General features: G+C 71.6%; 16 protein-coding genes and 4 tRNA genes. 14 read left to right on the top strand and 6 right to left on the bottom strand.

What is annotated here, in order from left to right:
• Positions 1-8 precede the first annotated feature (8 nt).
• The 4 genes from BJK06_RS17285 to BJK06_RS17270 all read left to right on the top strand — a co-directional run bounded on the left by BJK06_RS17285 (position 9) and on the right by BJK06_RS17270 (position 3,148).
• Positions 9-1,106, top strand: a complete 1,098-nt coding sequence (locus BJK06_RS17285) for an acyl-CoA desaturase (RefSeq protein ID WP_070418923.1) — start codon at positions 9-11, stop codon at positions 1,104-1,106.
• Positions 1,107-1,135: 29 nt separating this feature from the next.
• A complete protein-coding gene (locus tag BJK06_RS17280) occupies positions 1,136-1,921 on the top strand; it encodes an alpha/beta fold hydrolase (RefSeq protein ID WP_070418922.1) in 786 nt (261 codons plus the stop codon).
• A 102-nt stretch (positions 1,922-2,023) separates the two neighbouring features.
• The gene (locus tag BJK06_RS17275; RefSeq protein ID WP_070418921.1) at positions 2,024-2,266 is read left to right on the top strand and encodes a hypothetical protein; all 243 of its coding nucleotides are present in this window, start codon (positions 2,024-2,026) and stop codon (positions 2,264-2,266) included.
• 12 nt (positions 2,267-2,278) lie between these two features.
• Positions 2,279-3,148 (top strand): SMP-30/gluconolactonase/LRE family protein, encoded by an 870-nt coding sequence (locus BJK06_RS17270; protein ID WP_083295358.1) that lies wholly within the window; start codon positions 2,279-2,281, stop codon positions 3,146-3,148.
• Here the strand turns inward: BJK06_RS17270 and BJK06_RS19140 are convergent.
• Complete coding sequence (locus BJK06_RS19140; protein WP_083295357.1) at positions 3,114-4,190, bottom strand: GNAT family N-acetyltransferase; 1,077 nt, start codon at positions 4,188-4,190, stop codon at positions 3,114-3,116. The genes BJK06_RS17270 and BJK06_RS19140 overlap by 35 nt on opposite strands.
• Before the next feature lie 44 nt (positions 4,191-4,234).
• On the opposite strand from BJK06_RS19140, the gene BJK06_RS17260 reads away from it, so the two are divergent.
• Together BJK06_RS17260 and BJK06_RS17255 are read left to right on the top strand one after the other, a co-directional pair.
• Entirely contained in the window at positions 4,235-4,915 is a 681-nt protein-coding gene (locus tag BJK06_RS17260; RefSeq protein ID WP_070418920.1) for an HAD family hydrolase, read from the top strand.
• Positions 4,916-4,976: 61 nt separating this feature from the next.
• Complete coding sequence (locus BJK06_RS17255) at positions 4,977-5,801, top strand: ornithine carbamoyltransferase (protein WP_070418919.1); 825 nt, start codon at positions 4,977-4,979, stop codon at positions 5,799-5,801.
• Positions 5,802-5,814: 13 nt separating this feature from the next.
• Here the strand turns inward: BJK06_RS17255 and BJK06_RS17250 are convergent, their stop codons facing one another.
• Complete coding sequence (locus BJK06_RS17250) at positions 5,815-6,138, bottom strand: hypothetical protein (protein ID WP_070418918.1); 324 nt, start codon at positions 6,136-6,138, stop codon at positions 5,815-5,817.
• 254 nt (positions 6,139-6,392) lie between these two features.
• Here BJK06_RS17250 and BJK06_RS17245 point away from each other — a divergent pair, with 254 nt between their 5' ends.
• On the top strand, positions 6,393-6,920 hold the full coding sequence (locus BJK06_RS17245) for a hypothetical protein (protein WP_070418917.1): 528 nt from the start codon (positions 6,393-6,395) through the stop codon (positions 6,918-6,920).
• Positions 6,921-7,066: 146 nt separating this feature from the next.
• On the opposite strand, the gene BJK06_RS17240 is transcribed toward BJK06_RS17245, so the two are convergent.
• From BJK06_RS17240 to BJK06_RS17230, 3 genes are all read right to left on the bottom strand, one after another.
• A tRNA-Val gene (locus BJK06_RS17240) sits at positions 7,067-7,141 on the bottom strand.
• A gap of 15 nt (positions 7,142-7,156) precedes the next feature.
• A tRNA-Cys gene (locus BJK06_RS17235) sits at positions 7,157-7,230 on the bottom strand.
• Between the two features lie 82 nt (positions 7,231-7,312).
• Positions 7,313-7,384 (bottom strand) — tRNA-Gly (locus BJK06_RS17230).
• A 205-nt stretch (positions 7,385-7,589) separates the two neighbouring features.
• Here BJK06_RS17230 and BJK06_RS17225 point away from each other — a divergent pair.
• The 6 genes from BJK06_RS17225 (at position 7,590) to BJK06_RS17200 (ending at position 14,912) form a co-directional block, all read left to right on the top strand.
• Positions 7,590-7,662: transfer RNA gene (locus BJK06_RS17225), tRNA-Val, on the top strand.
• A gap of 84 nt (positions 7,663-7,746) precedes the next feature.
• Complete coding sequence (locus BJK06_RS17220; RefSeq protein ID WP_070418916.1) at positions 7,747-9,279, top strand: DUF3375 domain-containing protein; 1,533 nt, start codon at positions 7,747-7,749, stop codon at positions 9,277-9,279.
• Positions 9,276-10,070, top strand: coding sequence for a DUF4194 domain-containing protein (locus BJK06_RS17215; protein WP_070418915.1), 795 nt, complete (start codon positions 9,276-9,278; stop codon positions 10,068-10,070). The genes BJK06_RS17220 and BJK06_RS17215 overlap by 4 nt, the downstream gene beginning before the upstream one ends.
• Positions 10,067-13,435, top strand: coding sequence for an ATP-binding protein (locus BJK06_RS17210; protein ID WP_070418914.1), 3,369 nt, complete (start codon positions 10,067-10,069; stop codon positions 13,433-13,435). The genes BJK06_RS17215 and BJK06_RS17210 overlap by 4 nt, the downstream gene beginning before the upstream one ends.
• A 245-nt stretch (positions 13,436-13,680) precedes the next feature.
• Positions 13,681-14,598, top strand: a complete 918-nt coding sequence (locus BJK06_RS17205) for a glycoside hydrolase family 16 protein (protein WP_070418913.1) — start codon at positions 13,681-13,683, stop codon at positions 14,596-14,598.
• Positions 14,599-14,621: 23 nt separating this feature from the next.
• On the top strand, positions 14,622-14,912 hold the full coding sequence (locus tag BJK06_RS17200) for a hypothetical protein (protein ID WP_254791752.1): 291 nt from the start codon (positions 14,622-14,624) through the stop codon (positions 14,910-14,912).
• 146 nt (positions 14,913-15,058) lie between these two features.
• Here BJK06_RS17200 and BJK06_RS17195 read toward each other — a convergent pair whose 3' ends face one another.
• Positions 15,059-16,522, bottom strand: a complete 1,464-nt coding sequence (locus tag BJK06_RS17195; protein WP_070418912.1) for a peptide MFS transporter — start codon at positions 16,520-16,522, stop codon at positions 15,059-15,061.
• 205 nt (positions 16,523-16,727) lie between these two features.
• On the opposite strand from BJK06_RS17195, the gene BJK06_RS17190 reads away from it, so the two are divergent.
• Positions 16,728-18,818 (top strand): acyl-CoA dehydrogenase, encoded by a 2,091-nt coding sequence (locus BJK06_RS17190; protein ID WP_070418911.1) that lies wholly within the window; start codon positions 16,728-16,730, stop codon positions 18,816-18,818.
• The last annotated feature ends 10 nt before the right edge of the window (positions 18,819-18,828 follow it).

Raw genomic sequence — 18,828 nt, 5'->3', positions numbered from 1 at the left:
AGGGCACCATGGCCGACGACACGACCGCACCGGTCGGCTACCGGAAGACCACCCCGCGCGACGGCCGGCCCGACACCACGTCGACCTACACCGCGCTGCTCGCCCAGGTCCGCACCGCCGGACTCCTCGGTCGTCGGACCGGCTGGTACTGGGGGCTCGTCGCCGTCCTCACGGCGCTGCTCGTCGCCACGGGCACCGCGTTCGCCGTGCTCGGCGGCTCGTGGTGGCAGCTCGTCGTCGCGGGGGTGCTCGGACTGCTCTTCACGCAATTCGCGTTCCTCTCGCACGAGGCCGCACACCGGCAGGTCTTCGCCAGTCACGACTGGAACGACCGTGCCGCACGGTACGTCGGCACGTTCCTGACCGGCATCAGCTACGCCTGGTGGATGAACAAGCACACCCGGCACCACGCGAACCCGAACACGGTCGGCAAGGACCCGGACATCTCGTTCGACGCGATCTCGTTCCGGGCGGAGGATGCGCGGAGCCGCACCGGCTTCCTGCACGTCCTCGTCCGGGTGCAGGGGTGGGCGTTCTTCCCGATGCTCCTCGTCGAGGGCGCGAACCTGCACTGGCAGTCGATCCGCACCTACACGGGACGCGGCGCCGTCAAGCACCGCTGGGCCGAGGGGTCCGTCTTCGCCGGACGCTTCGTGCTCTACATCGGCGCGGTCTTCTGGGTCCTGCCGATCGGCATCGCGTTCGCGTTCCTCGGCGTCCAGCTGGCGGTGTTCGGGTTCTGCATGGGGATCGCGTTCGCGCCGAACCACAAGGGCATGCCGATCATCGAGGCCGGACGCCGGGTCGACTTCCTCTCCCGCCAGGTGCTGACCTCCCGCGACATCAGCGGCGGGCGGTGGGTCGAGTTCTTCATGGGCGGGTTGAACCACCAGGTCGAACACCACCTCTTCCCGAGCATGGCCCGGCCGAACCTCCGTGCGGCGCGGGACCTCGTGCGCCGGTACTGCGACGAGCAGGGGGTGCCGTACACCGAGACGACCCTCGTGCACTCCTACGTGATCGTCGTCCGGTACCTCAACGAGGTCGGCCTGGCGGCGAGCGATCCGTTCGCCTGCCCGGTGGTCGAGCGCTTCCGGGCCCCGTGACCGTCGGCGGTCCCCGCTAGGGTCCGGGCGTGATCACACGCACCACCGGTCAGGGCCGCCCGCTCGTCGCCGTGCACGGCTTCGGCGTCGACCACCGCATCCTGCTCCCCCTCGAGCACGCCGTCCCGGACGCGCCGTGGCGGTGGGTCCACCTCGACCTGCCGTGGGTGCGGGAGTCGCCGGGGTACGACCCCTCGGCCTCGACCGCGCAGGACGTCGCCGACGCCGTCCGGGAAGCGGTCCGTGCGCACCTGGGCGACGAGCCGTTCGCGATCGTCGGCAACTCGTTCGGCGGCATGGTCGCGCGCTCCGTCGCGCACGAGCTCCGCGGCCAGGTGCTCGGCCTCGCCACGATCGTCGGCGTCGTCGAACCGGACCACGCACGCCGACGAGTGCCCCCGCGACAGGTCGTCCTCCCCGATCCGGCCGTGGTCGCCGCGGCCGAGCCCGGTGCCGCCCGCGACGACTTCGCCGCGCTCAGCGTCGTCCAGACCACCGCGACGCTCGAGGCGTACGAACAGTCCGTGCTCCCCGGCCCGCGCGCCGCCGACCAGGCCGTGGTCGACCGGATCGCGTCCGACTACGCGCTGCGGACCGAACCCGAGGCGCTCCACCCCGATCCGTTCACGGCACCGGCACTGCACCTCTTCGGCCGTCAGGACGACGTGGTCGGGTACGAGGACGGCTGGGCGCTGCGCGACCACTACCCCCGCGCGACGTACGCCGTGCTCGACGCGGCGGGGCACAACGCCCACCTGGAACGTCCGGCCGTCGCGGCGGCGCTGTTCCGCGACTGGCTCGACCGGATGGCCTGAGCCGGGGCGTCCGCCGCCCAGCCGCCGAGGACTACCGTCGAGCCAGGTGACCCCAGCCCACGGCCGCCGGAACGATCCCATCGTCCAGCGACCGGAAGCACCATGACCTCCCTCCCCAGCACCGACCACTCCGAGACCGACGACGTCCGCTGGGCGGCGGTCGATCCGCGGACCTGGGAGGCGCGGTGCGGCTCCGTCGTGATCGGCACGGTGGTCTTCGGGTCGCGGTACGTCGTGCGGCTGCGGGACGGCGACATGACGGGCTTCCACACCAGTCTCGAGAGCGCGAAGGCGCAGCTCGAGGCGTGGGTCCGCTGGCAGTCGGGGCCTCCCGGCGAGCTCTGAGAGGCTGGGTCGGTGCACATAACACTCGACTCCACGACCACGACCGACGTCGTCACCGACATCCGGTTCCCCGAGGGCAACCGGTGGCACGACGGCAGGCTCTGGTACTCCGACATGCACACGGGCGAGGTGTTCTCGCTGCGCCCCGGCCCGGGCGCGCAGCCCCGGCTCGAGGCCACGGTGGACGGGCAGTCCTCGGGCCTCGGGTGGCTGCCGGACGGCCGGTTGATCGTCAGCGCGATGGAGTCCCGCACAGTCGTGGCCGTGGGCGAGGACGGCGCGGCCGACGTGTTCGCCGACCTGTCCGGGGTCGAGTCCTCGCTGCTCAACGACTTGGTCGTCGACGACGCCACCGGCCGCACCTACATCGGTGCCTTCGGCTACGACCTCTACGGCGGTGAGGAGCTCCGCCCCGGCCCGCTCTGGGTGATCGACACCGACGGCTCCCACCGCCTCGCCGCGGACGGCCTCGTCTTCCCGAACAGTGCGAACGTCCTCCCGGGGACCCGCACGCTCGTGGTCAGCGAGACGTGGGGTGGTCGTCTGACGGCGTTCGACATCGAGCCCGACAGTTCCCTGACCGGACGACGCGAGTGGGCGGCGCTCCCCGCCGGCACCACGCCGGACGGCAGCACCGTCGACCGCGACGGCGCGGTCTGGGTCTGCTCCGTCGACACCGGCGAGTTCCTGCGGGTCGTCGAGGGCGGCACGGTGACGGACCGCATCGAGGCCCCGGGGCGGTGTGCGATCGACTGTGCGCTCGGCGGCGATGACGGGCGCACGCTCTACCTCGCGACCGCCGACAGCTACGACCCCGCCGTGACGGCACGGACCCGGGCCGGTCGGATCAGTTCCGTGCGCGTCGAGGTCCCGGGGTGGTGACGGTGACCGGTCGGTCGTGACGCCGCGCGGAGATCGCTCCGTGCGGCCGCGGGGTCGCGTCGTCGGCGTCTCGGGTGACCGCCTCGACGACGTCGAAGCCCGCTGCGGAGACCGCTGTTGCCAGACGGTCCACCGACCACCGGTGCGCGGTGGTGACCGCGTGGTCGAACGGCTCCACGTCCGGTCCGGTGGGGAACCCGATGAGCAGCCGGCCGCCGGGGCGGAGGACCCGCGCGAACTCCTCGAGCGGGCGTCGCAGGGCAGCCGGGTCGTGGTGGATCAGCGAGTACCAGGCCAGGACGCCTCCGAGGCTCTCCGGCTCGTCGGGGAGTGCGTCGACGTCCGCGACCGCGAACGGGACGCCCGGGTGTGCCTGCCGAGCGTGCGCGACGAACTCCGGGACCCGGTCCACACCCCGTGCGTCGTGACCGAGCGAGGCGAGCTGTGCGGTCCAGTGTCCGGGGCCGCACCCGGCGTCGAGCAGGGGTCCGTCGACGGTCGACGCCCACGCCGTCACCAGCGCCTCGTCGGCCGCGTGGACGGACGTCATCGACCCCAGGTGCTCGATGTACTCGGCGGCGCGACGCGAGTACGCCGACGTGACGGGATCCGGGTCGCCGGGACGCACCATCACCACGTCGACGTCGTCCTCGTGGTCACGGACGAACCCGTGCCGCTCGTAGAGCCGCTGTGCCGCACTCCCCTGCAGCATGATGAGTCGCGTGTCCCCGGCGTGCGGCTCGGCCAGCACGGTCCGCAGCACCGTCGACCCGATGCCGCGCCCCTGCAGGTGCGGCGCGAGGTAGAGGTGCTCGACCCACCGGTCGCTGCCGTCGACTCGGACCGTGACGGAGCCGACGTCGGCACCGTCGACCACGATGATCCGCGTGCTGCGGGGCAGGAACCCGCGCCGCAGCCGCTCCCGGACGCGCACGTCGTCGTACCGGCCGAGTCGGCGGAGGTCGGCTCGGAGCACCTCGGCCCGGAGCTCCGCGACCCACTCCACGTCGTCGGGGGTACCGGGGCGCAGCGAGATGTCCATCACCGCCATCGTACGGTCGCCGGGACACGCCGTAGCCTGGCCGCGTGGCACCTTCGCGAGCAGTCGGGTTCGACCTCGACGGGACCCTCTTCGACCACCGGGGCGCCGCCCGCACCGGCGCGGAGCAGTTCCTCACCGGGCTGGGCGTCACCGTCACCCCGTCGGTGCTCGACGCCTGGTCCGCCGCCGAGGACGAACACTTCGAGCGCTGGCGCTCCGGCGAGATCGGCTTCCAGGAGCAGCGGCGCGAGCGGCTCCGGACCGTCCTGCCCCCGCTCGGGATCGTGCTCCCCCACGACCCCGACGCTCTGGACAGCGTGTTCGAGCGGTACCTCGACGCCTACCGCGCCGCCTGGCGTGCGTTCCCGGACGTTGTGCCGCTGCTCCGCGAGCTCCGGACGCGCGGCTACCGCCTCGGGCTGCTGACGAACGGGTCCGCTGCGCAACAGTCCGAGAAGCTGGCGGCGACCGGACTCGACACCGCCCTCGACGTGGTGTGCATCTCGGAGCGCATCGGCGTGCAGAAGCCCGACGAGGGAGCCTTCCACGCGCTCGCCGACGCACTGGGGGTGCCCGCGTCGGCGTGCCTCTTCGTCGGCGACGACCCGGTCCGCGACGTCGCCGGGGCCCGGTCCGCGGGGATGCGCACCGTCCTCGTCGACCGGTACGCCCACGGTGCACTCGACGTCCGGCACCAGGTGCTGTCCGCGCTCGGCGAGTCCTGAACGACGCGGCGTCCCGGTCGGCTCGTGCCGTGGGTCTCGTGGCGTTCCCTAGGCTGGTGCGATGCGCTCCCTGACCCGGCTCGACGACTGGACGGCAGACGAGGTCGAGGAGGTCTTCGCCCTCGCGGACGCTTACCGCACCGGTCAGGGGCCGACGACCGACGGCTCTGCGGTGATGTTCTTCCCCGCGACCAGCCTGCGCACGCGGGTCACGTTCGAGCGCGGTGCCGCGACGATGGGACTGCAGCCGATCGTCTTCCCGGACACCACGCTCGACAAGCCCGAGGCGCTCTCGGACGTCGCCGGGTACCTGGCCTCGTGGGCGGACGTCCTCGTCGTCCGTCACCACGACCTCACCGTCGTCGAGGGTCTCGCGGCTGCCGGAGCACTCCCCGTCGTGAACGCGATGACCGACGAGAACCACCCGTGCGAGGTGCTGTCCGACCTGTACGCCCTGCGGCGGGAGCAGCGCGACCTCGGCACGCTGCGCTTCCGTTTCGTGGGCGCCGACGGCAACATCGCCCGGGCGTGGCAGGAGGCCGCACGTGTCCTGCAGCTCGACCTGGTGCAGTGCTGCCCCGCCGACCTCGCGACCCCCGGAGCCGCGTGGACGGACGACCTCGCGACCGCGATCCGGACCGCTGACGTCGTCATCACCGACGGGCCCGGACGGCATGCCGAGGCGCTCGAGCCGTTCCGGGTCACGGCGGACCTGCTCGACACCGCACCGGCCGGCGTCCGCTTCGCCCCGTGTCCGCCGTTCGTGCGCGGGCGCGAGGTCAGCGCGGACGCCGTGGCACACCCGGCCTTCGTCGGACACGGCTTCAAGCGGTCGCTGCTGCCGGTGCAGCAGGCCGTGCTGGCGCACTGCATCGGTCTCGCCTGATCCGGCTCACTCCCTACCGCTCGACTCGCACGGGAGCACGGCCCGACCGACCAGCCCGGACCCGGAGACATCGCACGGAGAGCGCGATGCCCACTCCGTCGAGCACGACGAGGAGGCCGAGCGCAGCGTGCGCGACCACCCAGAGCGCAGCATCGTGCGGCAGCAACTGTGACGGGTCGAACGCGCCGGTCGACTCCGAACGGTCGACAGCCCGGTCGTGAGCCTCCGTGTACAACGCGAAGAAGGCGACGAACGCCGCGTTGAACACGGCCGCAAGCGCCCAGATCACCGAGACCGTCACCCGGGAGAGCGGCCGGAGCGCACCGACGTCGGACATGGGGCAACCGTAGACGGGAACGACCGGGCGACCGGCAGGGGAACCGCGTCCTGGCGTGAGCGTCCTCGAAGGGACGGAACGACGAAAGCCCCCGGGAGACCCGGGGGCTTCCTCGTGGTGCACGGCAGCGTCGGCGTCTGCGGTGTCAACGGGATGGCGCAGACTCGGAGCAAGCATGACGGGACGCTGACTGTTCGGTCACGAACGGTACGGGAGCCACACGCCTGCACCGCGATTGCCGCATAGTTGCAGTCATGGGGACATGGACCGCACGTGAGACCTTCGGGCTCGTCGGCAAGAGCTACCTGTGGATGGTCGGTGTCACCACCCCCACCGTGCTGCTGGTGTGCATCCTGGTCAGCCTGTTCTCCGGTGCCGACGGCTCCGCAGTGTTCCTCGGCATGACCACGGTGTTCATCGCCGGCATCATCAGCATCGGCGGGGCCGCCGTTGCACTGCCGTTCACCTACGTCACCGGCAGGCTCCTCACCTCCGTCCGGAACACGGCGGTGCACGTCGCCACCCACGCGGTCGTCGCCGGTGCGCTGGCTGCCGGCTGCATGCAGGGAGTGGTCGCGTTCTCCGGCGGCGGCTGGATCTGGCAGTTCCCCTTGCTGGTGTCAGCACCAGCGGGTGCAGCGGCCGCCATCGCCACATGGCGTCACACGCACCCGCAACCGGCCCCGCCTGTCCGCCATGCCGTTGCTCCACCTCATCGAGGTCGACCCGATGAAGCGCCGGCACCGATGTCGGCCGTCGAGCGCGACCGACGCAGATGCTGAACCGATGGCTGAACACGCCGAGCTCGCACCACGGGCAGACGCGGACGCTCGATCGCGCAGAGACCATGCCACGTGCTCTGATCCGGGGTTCGCGCAGTGGCTGATCAAACACGAAAGCCCCCGGGAGACCCGGGGGCTTTCTTCTGTGGTGGGCGATACTGGGATCGAACCAGTGACCTCTTCCGTGTCAGGGAAGCGCGCTACCGCTGCGCCAATCGCCCAGAGGAGTGTGGAACTGGAGGTGGGGACGGGATTCGAACCCGCGTGGACGGCTTTGCAGGCCGCTGCCTAGCCTCTCGGCCACCCCACCATCGAGGTTCACGTCTCCGTGAGTACCCGAACGGTGGGATACCCTCTGGTGAGTCGTGACGTTCCGGAGAACACCACACTCGAGCGGATGACGAGATTCGAACTCGCGACCCTCACCTTGGCAAGGTGATGCGCTACCACTGCGCCACATCCGCATTTGTCTGACCCGCTGTCGCGGCGACGACGTAAACTCTATACGAACCCGGGGGCATCCACCAAAATCCTCCTCGTTCACCGGGCGTGTCCCCCGTGTTCATGCGGATCGGGCGGGTTCCACCGTCCGCGCCACACCCGGGACGCGCGCCGTGTTCGGCACCGGCCCCGGCATCCGCTACTATCGACTGGCACGCACAGTGCAGGGGGCGATTGGCGCAGTTGGTAGCGCGCTTCGTTCACACCGAAGAGGTCATCAGTTCGAGTCTGGTATCGCCCACCCACCCGCAAGAGCCCGGCGCAACAGCGTCGGGCTCTTCGCATCTGTTGAGACAGTCACCAGCCAGATCGGACGAAGGGGCGCATGACCGACGTCGACCTCGAGTTCGCCCGGGTCCGGGCAGTCCTCGGCCGTCCGACCCTCCGGCTGATGTCCCGGCCGACCAGCGCCGTCGTCCTCGCCGTGTTCCGCACGGTGTTCGACCGCGACGTGCAGTACGTCCCCGCGGACCGGATGCACCTGCAGGTCGAGGAGCACGTCGCACGGCTCCAGGCCGCCGGCGCGCGCACCCCCGCGAGCGAGCAGGCGGAGCAGCCCGAGCAGGACGCCCGACCGAACGGCCGCGCCCTCTGCCGCGAGTGGGTCGCCGCGCAGTGGCTCGTCCGCTCGAACTCCCCCGACGGCGACGAGCAGTACTCCCTGACGAGCCACGCGCTCGAGGCCCTGTCCCTCGTCGACGCCCTGTCCTCCGACCGGGCGCTCATCAGCGAGAGCCGGCTCGCGATGATCGTCGACGCCGTGCACCGCTGGGCCGCCCGCGCCGAGCCCGACCCCGACGTACAGATCCGCCGCATCGACGCGCAGATCGCCGAGCTCCAGGCCGAGCGTGAGCGACTCGAGCAGGGTGACGTGGACACCGTGGACGACGCCCGGATGCGCGACGGCTACACGAACATCTCCGACCTGATCCGCCAGCTCCCGAGCGACTTCAAGCGTGTGGAGGAAGCGGTGGCGACGATGCACCGCTCGATCGTCGAGGACTTCCGACAAGAGGTCCGTCCGATCGGCGAGATCCTCGACGACTACCTCGCCCGCACGGACAACCTCATGCAGGCCACCCCCGAGGGCCGTGCGTTCGAGGGGGCGTTCGAACTGCTCCGCGACGACGCCCTGCTGCTGCGGCTCCGAGACGACATCGCGACGATCCTGGCCCACCCCTTCGCGGACTCCCTCGGGGCGTCCGAGCGTCGGGCCTTCCGCAACACGGTGGTCATCCTCCGCCAGGGCATCGAGGACGTCCTCGCCCAGCGACGACAGCTCACGGCGACGCTGCGCGACCAGATCGTCGCGCACGACGTCGCCCGCGACCGTGAACTCGACGCCGTCATCCGGTCGATCGAGCGCGGGCTCGCGACCTGGATGGAGCAGGGGTCGGCGCGCGACCGGCTGCCCCTCGGCCTCCTGCCGGCGACGGCCGAGGTCGGCACGCTGCGCGAACGGTTCTACGACCCGGACGCCGAGTCCGTGCCGCCCGCGATCGAGGAGCCGGACGACGACGTCTTCGAGGAACTCGACGTGGAGACGCTCCGGCGACACGGCGGACCGCTCCTCACCGAGCTCCGCGCGGCACTGCGCTCCGCCGAGGCCGACTCCAGCGTCGACGCCTTCCACGGCCTGCCGCCGGAGCAGCGGCGTCCGGTCGAGCTCTTCGGGCTCGCGCACCTCCTCACCGGTCACGAGGACTTCGAGTCCGCCACGCACCTCGCCGAGCACCGGACGGTCCGTCCCGACGGCAGCCCGGTCACCTTCCACATGCCGACCGCGGCGCTCACCGACGAGCGCCACGACCGGACGCCAGACACGACGAACGACGAACACGCACAGGAGGCGCGGTGAGCGACACGACGCCGGCACCGGTCGACGAGACGGTCCCCTACGACGACCCCGCACCCGTCCCGCAGGACGACGAGCGCGACGAGACGAGCTTCGCACTCTTCGAGGGCGACGAGGGCCGACTGGACGACCGGCAGCGCCGTGCCCTCGTGGCGCTGCTCCGCAACTCCTACGTCAGCGCACGGACGCACGCCGACGAGTGGCGCGCCGTGCTCGACGCGGAGTACCAGCTCCGCTCGCGCCTCAACGACCTGTTCCTCGAACTGCACGTGGACCGCGACCGCGAGGTCGCCTGGAAGCGTCAGGCCCGCTCCGAGAGCCAGCGCCGCGGCTTCCCCACGCTGCTGCGCGACGTCCCGTACACGCGCGAGGAGACGATCGTCCTCGTCTACCTGCGCATGCGCCTCCGCGCCGACACCCGCCCGGGCCCGGACCAGGTCGTCGTCGACCGCTCCGAGATCCTCGGGCACGTCGCCGGGTTCCGCCCCGCGACGGCGACCGACCGCACCCGTGACGAGGGCCGCGTGGCGAAGGCGGTCGAACGCCTCGTGACCGCCCGGGTCCTGCTGAAGACGAGCGACCCGGACCGGTTCCGTGTCGCGAGCGTGGTGGAGGTGCTGCTCCCGCTGGAGCGGCTGCGCGACCTCGACACGTGGTTGGCGAGCACAGCGTCGCGGACCGCCACCGCGCCCGGGGACGCGACCACCCCGGACGGCGAGCCGACCGACGGGGACGACCCGTCCCTCCTGGCCGACGAGACCGACACCGACGACGAAGGCGAGACGGAAGCGTGACCGACACCTTCGAGATCCCGGCCCTGTTCGACACCGTCGCACAGTGGCGCGCCGAGTCGATGCAGGTCGTGAACTGGGGCGGCTTCCACGGCCACCGCCAGGTCGAGCTGTCCGGCACCGCGACGCTCATCTCGGGCGCGTCCGGCACCGGCAAGTCGACGCTGATGGACGCGTACCTCGCCGTGATGATGCCGTCGGACGTGCCGTTCAACGGGGCATCGAACGACGCGACCACCGGGCGCGCGCGCAGTGCCGACCAGCGGAACCTGCTGACGTACCTGCGCGGCAAGGTGGACACCCGTCGCGACCCCGAGTCCGGCGCCCTGCGCGACGTGAACCTGCGCGGCGACGACCAGACCACGTGGGGTGCCGTCGCGGTGACGTTCCGGAACGACGACGAGCGGCGCTTCACGGTGCTGCGCGCGTACATCGTGCCGAAGCGTGCGCGGGGCGTCGGCGACATCCAGATGACCATGGCGACGGTGGACGACACGTTCGACCTGCGCCGGCTCGAGGAGTTCGTGCCGACGCGGTTCCACCACCTCGAGCTCACCGGACGCGTACCGGGGCTCGTCATCCGCGACACCTACCAGGAGCTCGCGTACACGCTGCAGACCCGCCTCGGGATCGGCGACTCCGGCGGCGGCAACCGGGCGATGCGGCTCCTCGCGCGCATCCAGGCCGGGCAGCACCTGCCCACCGTCGACGCCCTGTACAAGTCGCTCGTGCTCGAGACGCCGGGCACGTACGAGGCCGCCGACCGCGCCCTCGCGCACTTCTCCGCCCTCGACGAGGCGTACGAGGCGATGGACACCGAGGAGCGCAAGGTCCGCATCCTCTCCCCCATCACCGAACTGCACGCCGAGATCGCGCGCTCGAGGGCCGCGGCCGAGGCGCTCGACGGGATCGCGACCGGCGCCGAGGTGTCCCCGTTCGCGCACTGGACCGCATCGCGCAAGCGAGCGCTCCTGGACGCCGAGGTGGACCGCAACGGGCGCGAACGCACGGCTGCCCGCGCCGAGGTCGCCGCGGCGGAGGCCCGGCACGCCGCGGTCGAGATCGAGCTGCGCGATGCCGAGGCCCGGCTCCGCGACCAGGGCGGGAACGCGCTGGCGCAGCTCGAGGACCGCATCGACCGTCGGACGCGGGAGCGCGACGCCGTCGTCCGCACCCGGGCGACGTTCGACGAGCGGACGGCCGTGCTCGGGTCCCCCGTGTCCACCGAGCAGTCCTTCACCGCCGCGCAGCGGGCGTCGCACGAGTTCCTCGGCACCTACCCCGCGTCGCGCGCGGAGCTCGACGAGCGCCGTGACGCCCTGACCCGCGAGGAGTACCCGCTCCTCGACCGCGAGCGGTCCCTCCGCCAGGAGCGTCAGTCGCTCGAGCACCGACAGGGCGCGATGCCGCTGCCGATGCACGAAGCCCGACTGGCGATGGCCCGCGCCGCCGGCATCGACCCGTCCGAGCTGCCCTTCGTCGCCGAACTGCTCGACGTGCTGCCCGGCGAGGAGCGCTGGCGCACGGCGATCGAGTCCGTCCTGGCGCCCGTCGCCCGCACGCTCCTGGTCGACCAGGACCGCCTCGCCGACTTCAGCGAGGCGATCGACGCGCTCCGCCTGCCGGTGCGCGTGCAGTTCGAGGGCGTCCCGACGGGGCCGCACATCGACGTCGACGGCGACCCGTCCATGGTGTCCGGCAAGCTCGCGATCAAGCAGTCGCCGTTCAGCACCTGGGTGCGCGAGCGCATCGAGTCCGACCGCACCGACGCCCGGTGCGTCGGGTCCGCCGCGGACCTCGGCGGCGGCGGTCGGCGCGTCACCGAGTCCGGGCAGCTCCGCGACGGTCGACGCGGTGCCCACGGCGACCGGCGTCAGGCGAACGTCATCGGCTTCACGAACGAGGCGCGGGTCGCCTCGGTGGAGCAGGAGCTGGCCGCGATCGCCGAGGACCTCGCCACGCTCGAGGCCCGGCGTACCGACGTCGCGCAGGACATCACGGCGCTCGACGTCCTCCGCGCCGCGCACCAGCACATCGTCGACGTCACGTGGGAGGCGATCGACGTCGTCGGGCTCGAGGACTCGCTCGCCCGCCTCGACCAGGAACGCCAGGCGCTCCTCGCCGCCGACGACGGCCTCCGCACGCTGCGTTCGGCCGTGGGTCGGCTCCGGGCGTCCCTCGACGAGGCGTCGGACCGTCGCGCTGCTGCCCGCCAGTCCGTCGCCCGGCTCGAGGAGCGGCACGCCGTGCTCGTGGACGGTCAGGACGCCGCGGCCGAGATCCTGGCGCGCTTCGAGGACACCCCTGACGCCCTGCCGGACGACCGACAGGCGCAGCTGCTGTCCGAGACGTTCGAGGAGATCGGAGCACCGGACGGCGTCGACGGCTTCGACGACGCCACCCGCCGACTGAAGCGACGGCTCGAGGAACGCCTCGCACAGGCGCTCGACGGCGCCGCGTCGGCCTCGACCGCGCTGACGCTGACCTTCCAGCGCTACCAGGACGCCTGGCCGGACCCGAACCTCGGGACCGGCGTCGCGTCCTACCCCGACTACCGCGCCATCCTCGACCAGATCGTCGCGACCGGCCTGCACTCCCGCCGGAGCGAGTGGCGCCGACGCCTGTCGCAGTGGAGCGGCGAGGACCTCGTCCCGCTCGCCGGTGCCTTCGACCGGGCCGTCGTCGAGATCGAGGAGCGGCTCGAACCGGTCAACGAGATCCTCCGCGAGCTGCCCTTCGGTGCGAACCGCGACCGGCTGAAGATCCAGATCCGCCGGGTCACGCGCGAAGAGGTCACGGCCTTCCGCCGGGAGCTCCGGGCGCTGTCGGCGTCGGTCGACACCGAGCTGACCGACGACGTGCTCGAGACCCGGTTCCGCCGGCTCCGACGCTTCATGGCCGTCATCCGCCCCGACCCGTCCGTCCCGCGTGGCGGCCGGACCACGCAGCGTGACGCCGTGCTCGACGTCCGTCGGCACATGGAGATCACGGCCGTGCGGTACGACACCGAGGGCAACGACCTCGGCGTGTACTCGTCCCTCGGTGACAAGTCCGGCGGTGAGACGCAGGAGCTCGTGGCGTTCATCGTCGGTGCAGCGCTCCGGTACCAGCTCGGCGACGAGACCCGGCCGCGGCCACGGTTCGCGCCGGTGTTCCTCGACGAGGCCTTCATCAAGGCGGACTCGGAGTTCGCGGGGCGTGCGGTGACGGCGTGGCTGCGGCTCGGGTTCCAGCTCGTCGTGAGTGCGCCGCTCGACAAGGTCACGGCGCTGGAGCCCTCGATGGAGCGGCTCCTGTCGATGCGCAAGCACCCGGACACCGGGCACTCGTCGATCACCGAGATCGCGCGGGCCGCCGTGGGGGCCTAGGCGCGCGTCCCGTCCCGTCCGCGGGCCGACCGCCCGTTCGCGGGCCGCCGGGGTCGCACGAACTGCCGCCCGGCGCCGGCAGCAGCGGCACCTCGTGCGACCCCGGCGACGGGCGCACGGCATGTCGTGCGACCAGGGCGACCGTTCCCGCCACCCCCGGACTGGGGTGCCGGCAACAGCAGGCCGCCGGGCACTCCTTGACTACGATCGCCAGGAGCTCCACCGACTCCAGCAGGGACCGTACCGTGACCACTCGCACACGCACCGCAGGCGCGATCGTCACCGGGCTCCTCGTCGCCGGCGCGCTCGCTGCGTGTGTCCCGTCCTCCACGGCACCGGGGTCGACAGCGGCACCGACCACCGCCACGGCGACTCCGCTGGTCACACCGACGCCGAAGCAGACACCGACGCCCACACCCACCCCGACCCCGACCGCGACCCCGACCGCCGTGCCGACGACACTCCCGGTCGGCGACGTCACGTCGAACGGACGCACCTGGCGGCAGTCGTACGCCGAGGACTTCACGAAGCCCGCCGCACTCGGCACGGTGGCATCCGTCTACCCCGGCATGGGCCTCTACGACGGATTCCAGGACACCAGCGGACTCGGCACGTACGCGCCTGCGAAGGTGCTGTCCGTCGCCGACGGCAACCTCGACTTCGACTTCCACTCCGAGGGCGGCCGACCGCTCGTCGCCGCCGTCATGCCGGACGGGTACGCACCGCACACGACGGCACGGGTCAGCATCCGCTACAAGACCACGGTCACCGACGGGTACAAGTTCGTCGGCATGCTGTGGCCGTCCTCCGACGAGTGGAACGACGGCGAGATCGACTGGCCGGAGTCACTCACGCTCGGGGCATCGCCGCGCCCCGCGTCCGCGATCCCGGGAACGTACGCGAACCGTCACGTCAAGTACGACCGCTCGGTGCAGGTCCACGCGAAGACCGACACCACCGAGTACCACGTCGCCACCACCGAGTGGGACACGGGCATCGTCCGCTTCTACTGGGACGGGGAGCTCGTCTCCTCCACCACCGAGGCCGTGCCGACGAAGCCGATGCGCGTGACCCTGCAGGGCGAGACGTGGACCGACCACGGCGCCGTCCCGACGGACGCGACGGGCACCGTGTCCGTCGACTGGATCTCCATCTGGAACTGACCCGCGCGCGGTACGGTGGGCGCGTGTTCGGACGCCGCTCCCCCAGCCCCCGCCCCGACGACCGACCGGGCCTCGGCATCGGTGCCCTCGTGCAGGTCGTCGACACCGACCAGGGCGGCGAGGAGTGGGCCGACGAGCCGATCGGCGTCATCGTCGCACCGGGCGGCAGCCAGCTCGGCGGGACCCAGCGCACCTGGACGATCGCGTTCGAGGAACCCGTCTACACGAAGGACGGCCGCGGCCCGTTCGAGCGCGCGACCGTCCTGAGTCGTCAGCTGGTGCCGATCGAGCCGGCACCGGACACCGAGGGCTAGTACTCCTCGTTGCCGCTCTTCATCATGGCTGCGAAGGCCATGCAGACCCCCACGCCACCGAGCACGCCGATGCCGATGATGACGCCTGCGATGAGTTCGAGCATTGGTGACTCCTTGGTTCCGGGGCCGGTCTGGCTGCCCTCAGGTTAGCGGATGCCGCGCATGAGCTTCAGCACCGGCTTGGCGAGGACGAGCAGGACGACACCGACCGCGACGGCGACGAGCCCGAGGACGGCGAAGTACGGCGCCTCGTCCGCCGGGTCGTAGTACTGCGAGAGCACCCCCGTGACGGCGGTGCCGAGCGACACCGACAGGAAGAACAGGGCCACCATCTGCGTCTGGAACTTCGGCGGTGCGAGCTTCGTGGCCACCGACTGGCCCACCGGCGACAGCAGGAGCTCGGCGATCGTGAAGACGAGCAGGATCCCGACGAGGGCGAGCAGCGGCGTGCCGTTCTGCCCGGTGCCGACGAAGGGCAGGAAGAGCAGGAACGCGACGCCCATGATGCCGGTGCCGAGGGCGAACTTCGTCGGGGTGGACGGCTGACGGTCGCCGAGCTTCGTCCAGATCGCCGCGAACACGCCGGACAGCACGATGATGAAGACCGGGTTGATCGACTGCACCCACGAGACCGGCATCTCCCAGCCGAACAGGGACCGGTCGAGGCGCTCGTCGGAGTAGACGGTCACGACGGTGAACTGCTGCTGGTACAGCGACCAGAACACCGCACTGCCGATGAACAGGGGGATGAAGGCGAACACGCGCGACCGCTCCTGCGCGGTGATGCCGCTCGAGAGGATCACCACGAAGTACCCGATCGTGGCGAGGATGACGATGGCGACGACCACGGTGGGCAGGTTGTCGACGTTCAGGAGCCCCGTCAGCACGGCGACCACGATCACCGCGAGTGCCACGAGGACGAGCACGCCGATGAGCGGGAGCCGACGGCGGTCGACGGGGTTCGTGACGTGGCGCACGGACTCCGGCAGCTTGCGGCGGCGGATCGCGTACTGCACGAGCCCGGCCGCCATGCCGACCGCAGCAAGGCCGAAGCCGTAGTGGAAGCCGAGCGAGCTCTGCAGCAGGCCGGTCAGGAGCGGACCGAAGAACGCCCCGAGGTTCACGCCGAGGTAGTAGAGCGAGAAGCCGGCGTCACGACGGGGGTCGTCCGGGCTGTAGAGCCCGCCGACGATCGTCGTCGCCGTGGCCTTGAGCCCGCCGGAGCCGAGCGCGATGAGCACGAGGCCGACGCCGACGCCCGCGACACCGGGGATGAGCGCGAGGGCGATGTGCCCGAGCATCACGACGATGGCGCTGCCGAACAACGTCCGGTCCGCACCGAGCAGGCGGTCGGCGATCCACGCCCCGATGATCGTGAACAGGTACACGGCTCCGCCGTAGGCACCCATGATCCCGCTGGCGACGCCCTTGTCGATGCCCAGCCCGCCCTGCGAGAGCGTGTAGTACATGTAGATGAGGACGATGCCCTGCATCCCGTAGAACGAGAACCGCTCCCAGAGCTCGACGGCGAACGGCGTCGACAACTCGAACGGTTGCCCGAAGAAGGTCCGCCCGCGTGCGGGCGTGGTGGTACCTGACATGCCGCACATTCTGCCCCTCGGAGCCGGGCCGCGCCGAATCGCTGAACTCGCCTCAGGAACGCCGGGCGCGGTCGTTTGGAGGGTTCCCACGACCGCGGCCGACCCACGGGCCACCCGCGTTGTCAGCCCCGGACGGCGTTCACGCGACTCGCGGGTCCGATCAATAGCGTGGGTTCTGCAACACCGGACAGAGCAGTTCAGGAGGGCTCCGACCATGGTCGACACCGCACCCGTCCACAGCACGAACACGCCCAAGGCCGACGCCGCCGGCGACCCCGCCGCGGGCACGCCCGCCGGCGGGACGGACACCGACGTCCGGATCGACGTCGACCTGCTCGCCGAGCACCTGCTCGGCCGTTGGGCGGACGACCGCCGAGCCTCGCGCCGACTCGCACTCGACCCGGCGATGCACAAGGTCGAGGGCATGCCCTACGCCGACGCCCGCGCCCGGACGCTCGACCAGCTCCGCATCCTCGTCGACGCGGGTGCGATCCAGCGCCCCTACCCCGAGGAGTTCGGCGGCTCGAGCAACCACGGCGGCAACCTCGCCGCGTTCGAGGAGCTCACCACGGCCGACCCCTCGATGCAGATCAAGGCCGGCGTGCAGTGGGGGCTGTTCGGCTCGGCCGTGCACCACCTCGGCACCGAACGGAACCACCGCGAGTTCCTGCCGGGCATCGTCTCGTTCGAGGTCCCCGGCTGCTTCGCGATGACGGAGACCGGGCACGGCTCGGACGTCCAGAGCATCGCCACGCGGGCGACCTACGACCCGGCGACCCAGGAGTTCGAGATCCACACGCCCTTCCGCGGCGCGTGGAAGGACTACATCGGCAACGCCGCCCTGCACGGCAAGGCGGCCGTCGTCTTCGCGAAGCTCGTGACGCAGGGCGTCGACCACGGCGTCCACGCGTTCTACGTGCCGCTCCGCGACGCCGAGGGTGCGTTCCTGCCCGGTGTCGGCGGCGAGGACGACGGCTACAAGGGCGGCCTGAACGGCATCGACAACGGCCGGCTGCACTTCGACCACGTGCGCGTCCCCCGCACCAACCTGCTGAACCGCTACGGCGACGTCGCCGAGGACGGCACCTACTCCTCGCCGATCGCCTCGCCCGGTCGCCGCTTCTTCACCATGCTCGGCACCCTCGTGCAGGGCCGCGTGTCGCTCGACGGCGCCGCGGTCGTCGCCCAGAAGATCGGCCTGGAGATCGCGCTGACGTACGCGGCACAGCGCCGCCAGTTCCCGACGGGCGACGGCACCGAGGGGGTCCTGCTCGACTACGGCCGGCACCAGCGCCGGTTGATCCCCCGCCTCGCCACGGTGTTCGCGCAGTCGTTCGCCCACGAGAAGCTCCTCCGCACCTTCGACGACGTGTTCAGCGGGCGTGAGGACACCCCGCAGCGTCGCGAGGACCTCGAGACCCAGGCAGCGGCCTTCAAGTCGATGTCCACGTGGTCGGCCCTCGACACGCTCCAGGAGTGCCGCGAGGCCTGCGGCGGTGCCGGGTTCCTCGCCGAGAACCGCCTTACCGGACTCCGCGCCGACCTCGACGTCTACGTGACGTTCGAGGGCGACAACACCGTGCTGCTCCAGCTCGTCGGCAAGCGCCTGCTCACCGACTTCCGCGCGAAGGCACCGAAGGACCCGGCGTCGACCGCGAAGTTCGTGGCGGCCCAGGCAGCCACGAAGCTCGCCGACGCCACCGGCCTCCGGCGCCTCGGGCAGACCATGACCGACCGCGGCTCGCTCGCCGCGTCCGTCACGGACCTGCAGGACGCCAGGACGCAGCGCGACCTGCTCGCCGGCCGCGTCGACACGATGGTCACCGAGATCGGCATGCGCCTCGCGTCGGCCGGCAAGGACCGCGCACGCGGCGCCCGACTGCTCAACCGCTCGCAGCACGAGCTCATCGAGGCGGCCAAGGCCCACGCCGAGCTCATGCAGTGGGAGGCCTTCACCGAGGCCATCGACGAGGTCCCGCCGGGAGACACCCGCCGCGTGCTCGTCTGGCTCCGCGACCTGTTCGCCCTCGGCCTGCTGGAGCAGCACCTCGACTGGTACCTCATGCACGGGCGCATCACGGCGCAGCGGGCGCGGGCGGTCTCGGCGTACATCGACCGCCTCGTCGCCCGGGTCCGACCGGTCATCCCGCAGCTGCTCGACTCGTTCGGGTACGAGGCCGGCCACGTCCGCGCCCCGATCGCGCTCGGTGCCGAGCAGGCCCGGCAGGACGAGGCGCAGGCCTGGTTCGCCGCCGAGGCGGCCGCGGGTCGCCTCCCCGAGCAGGAGAAGAAGCCCAGCGCCTAGCGCTGGACGT

The organism is Curtobacterium sp. BH-2-1-1 (assembly GCF_001806325.1).
Classification (GTDB): Bacteria; Actinomycetota; Actinomycetes; order Actinomycetales; family Microbacteriaceae; genus Curtobacterium.
The sequence above is the reverse complement of the archived record's forward strand: the minus strand, read 5'-3'. Positions and strand labels throughout refer to the sequence as shown.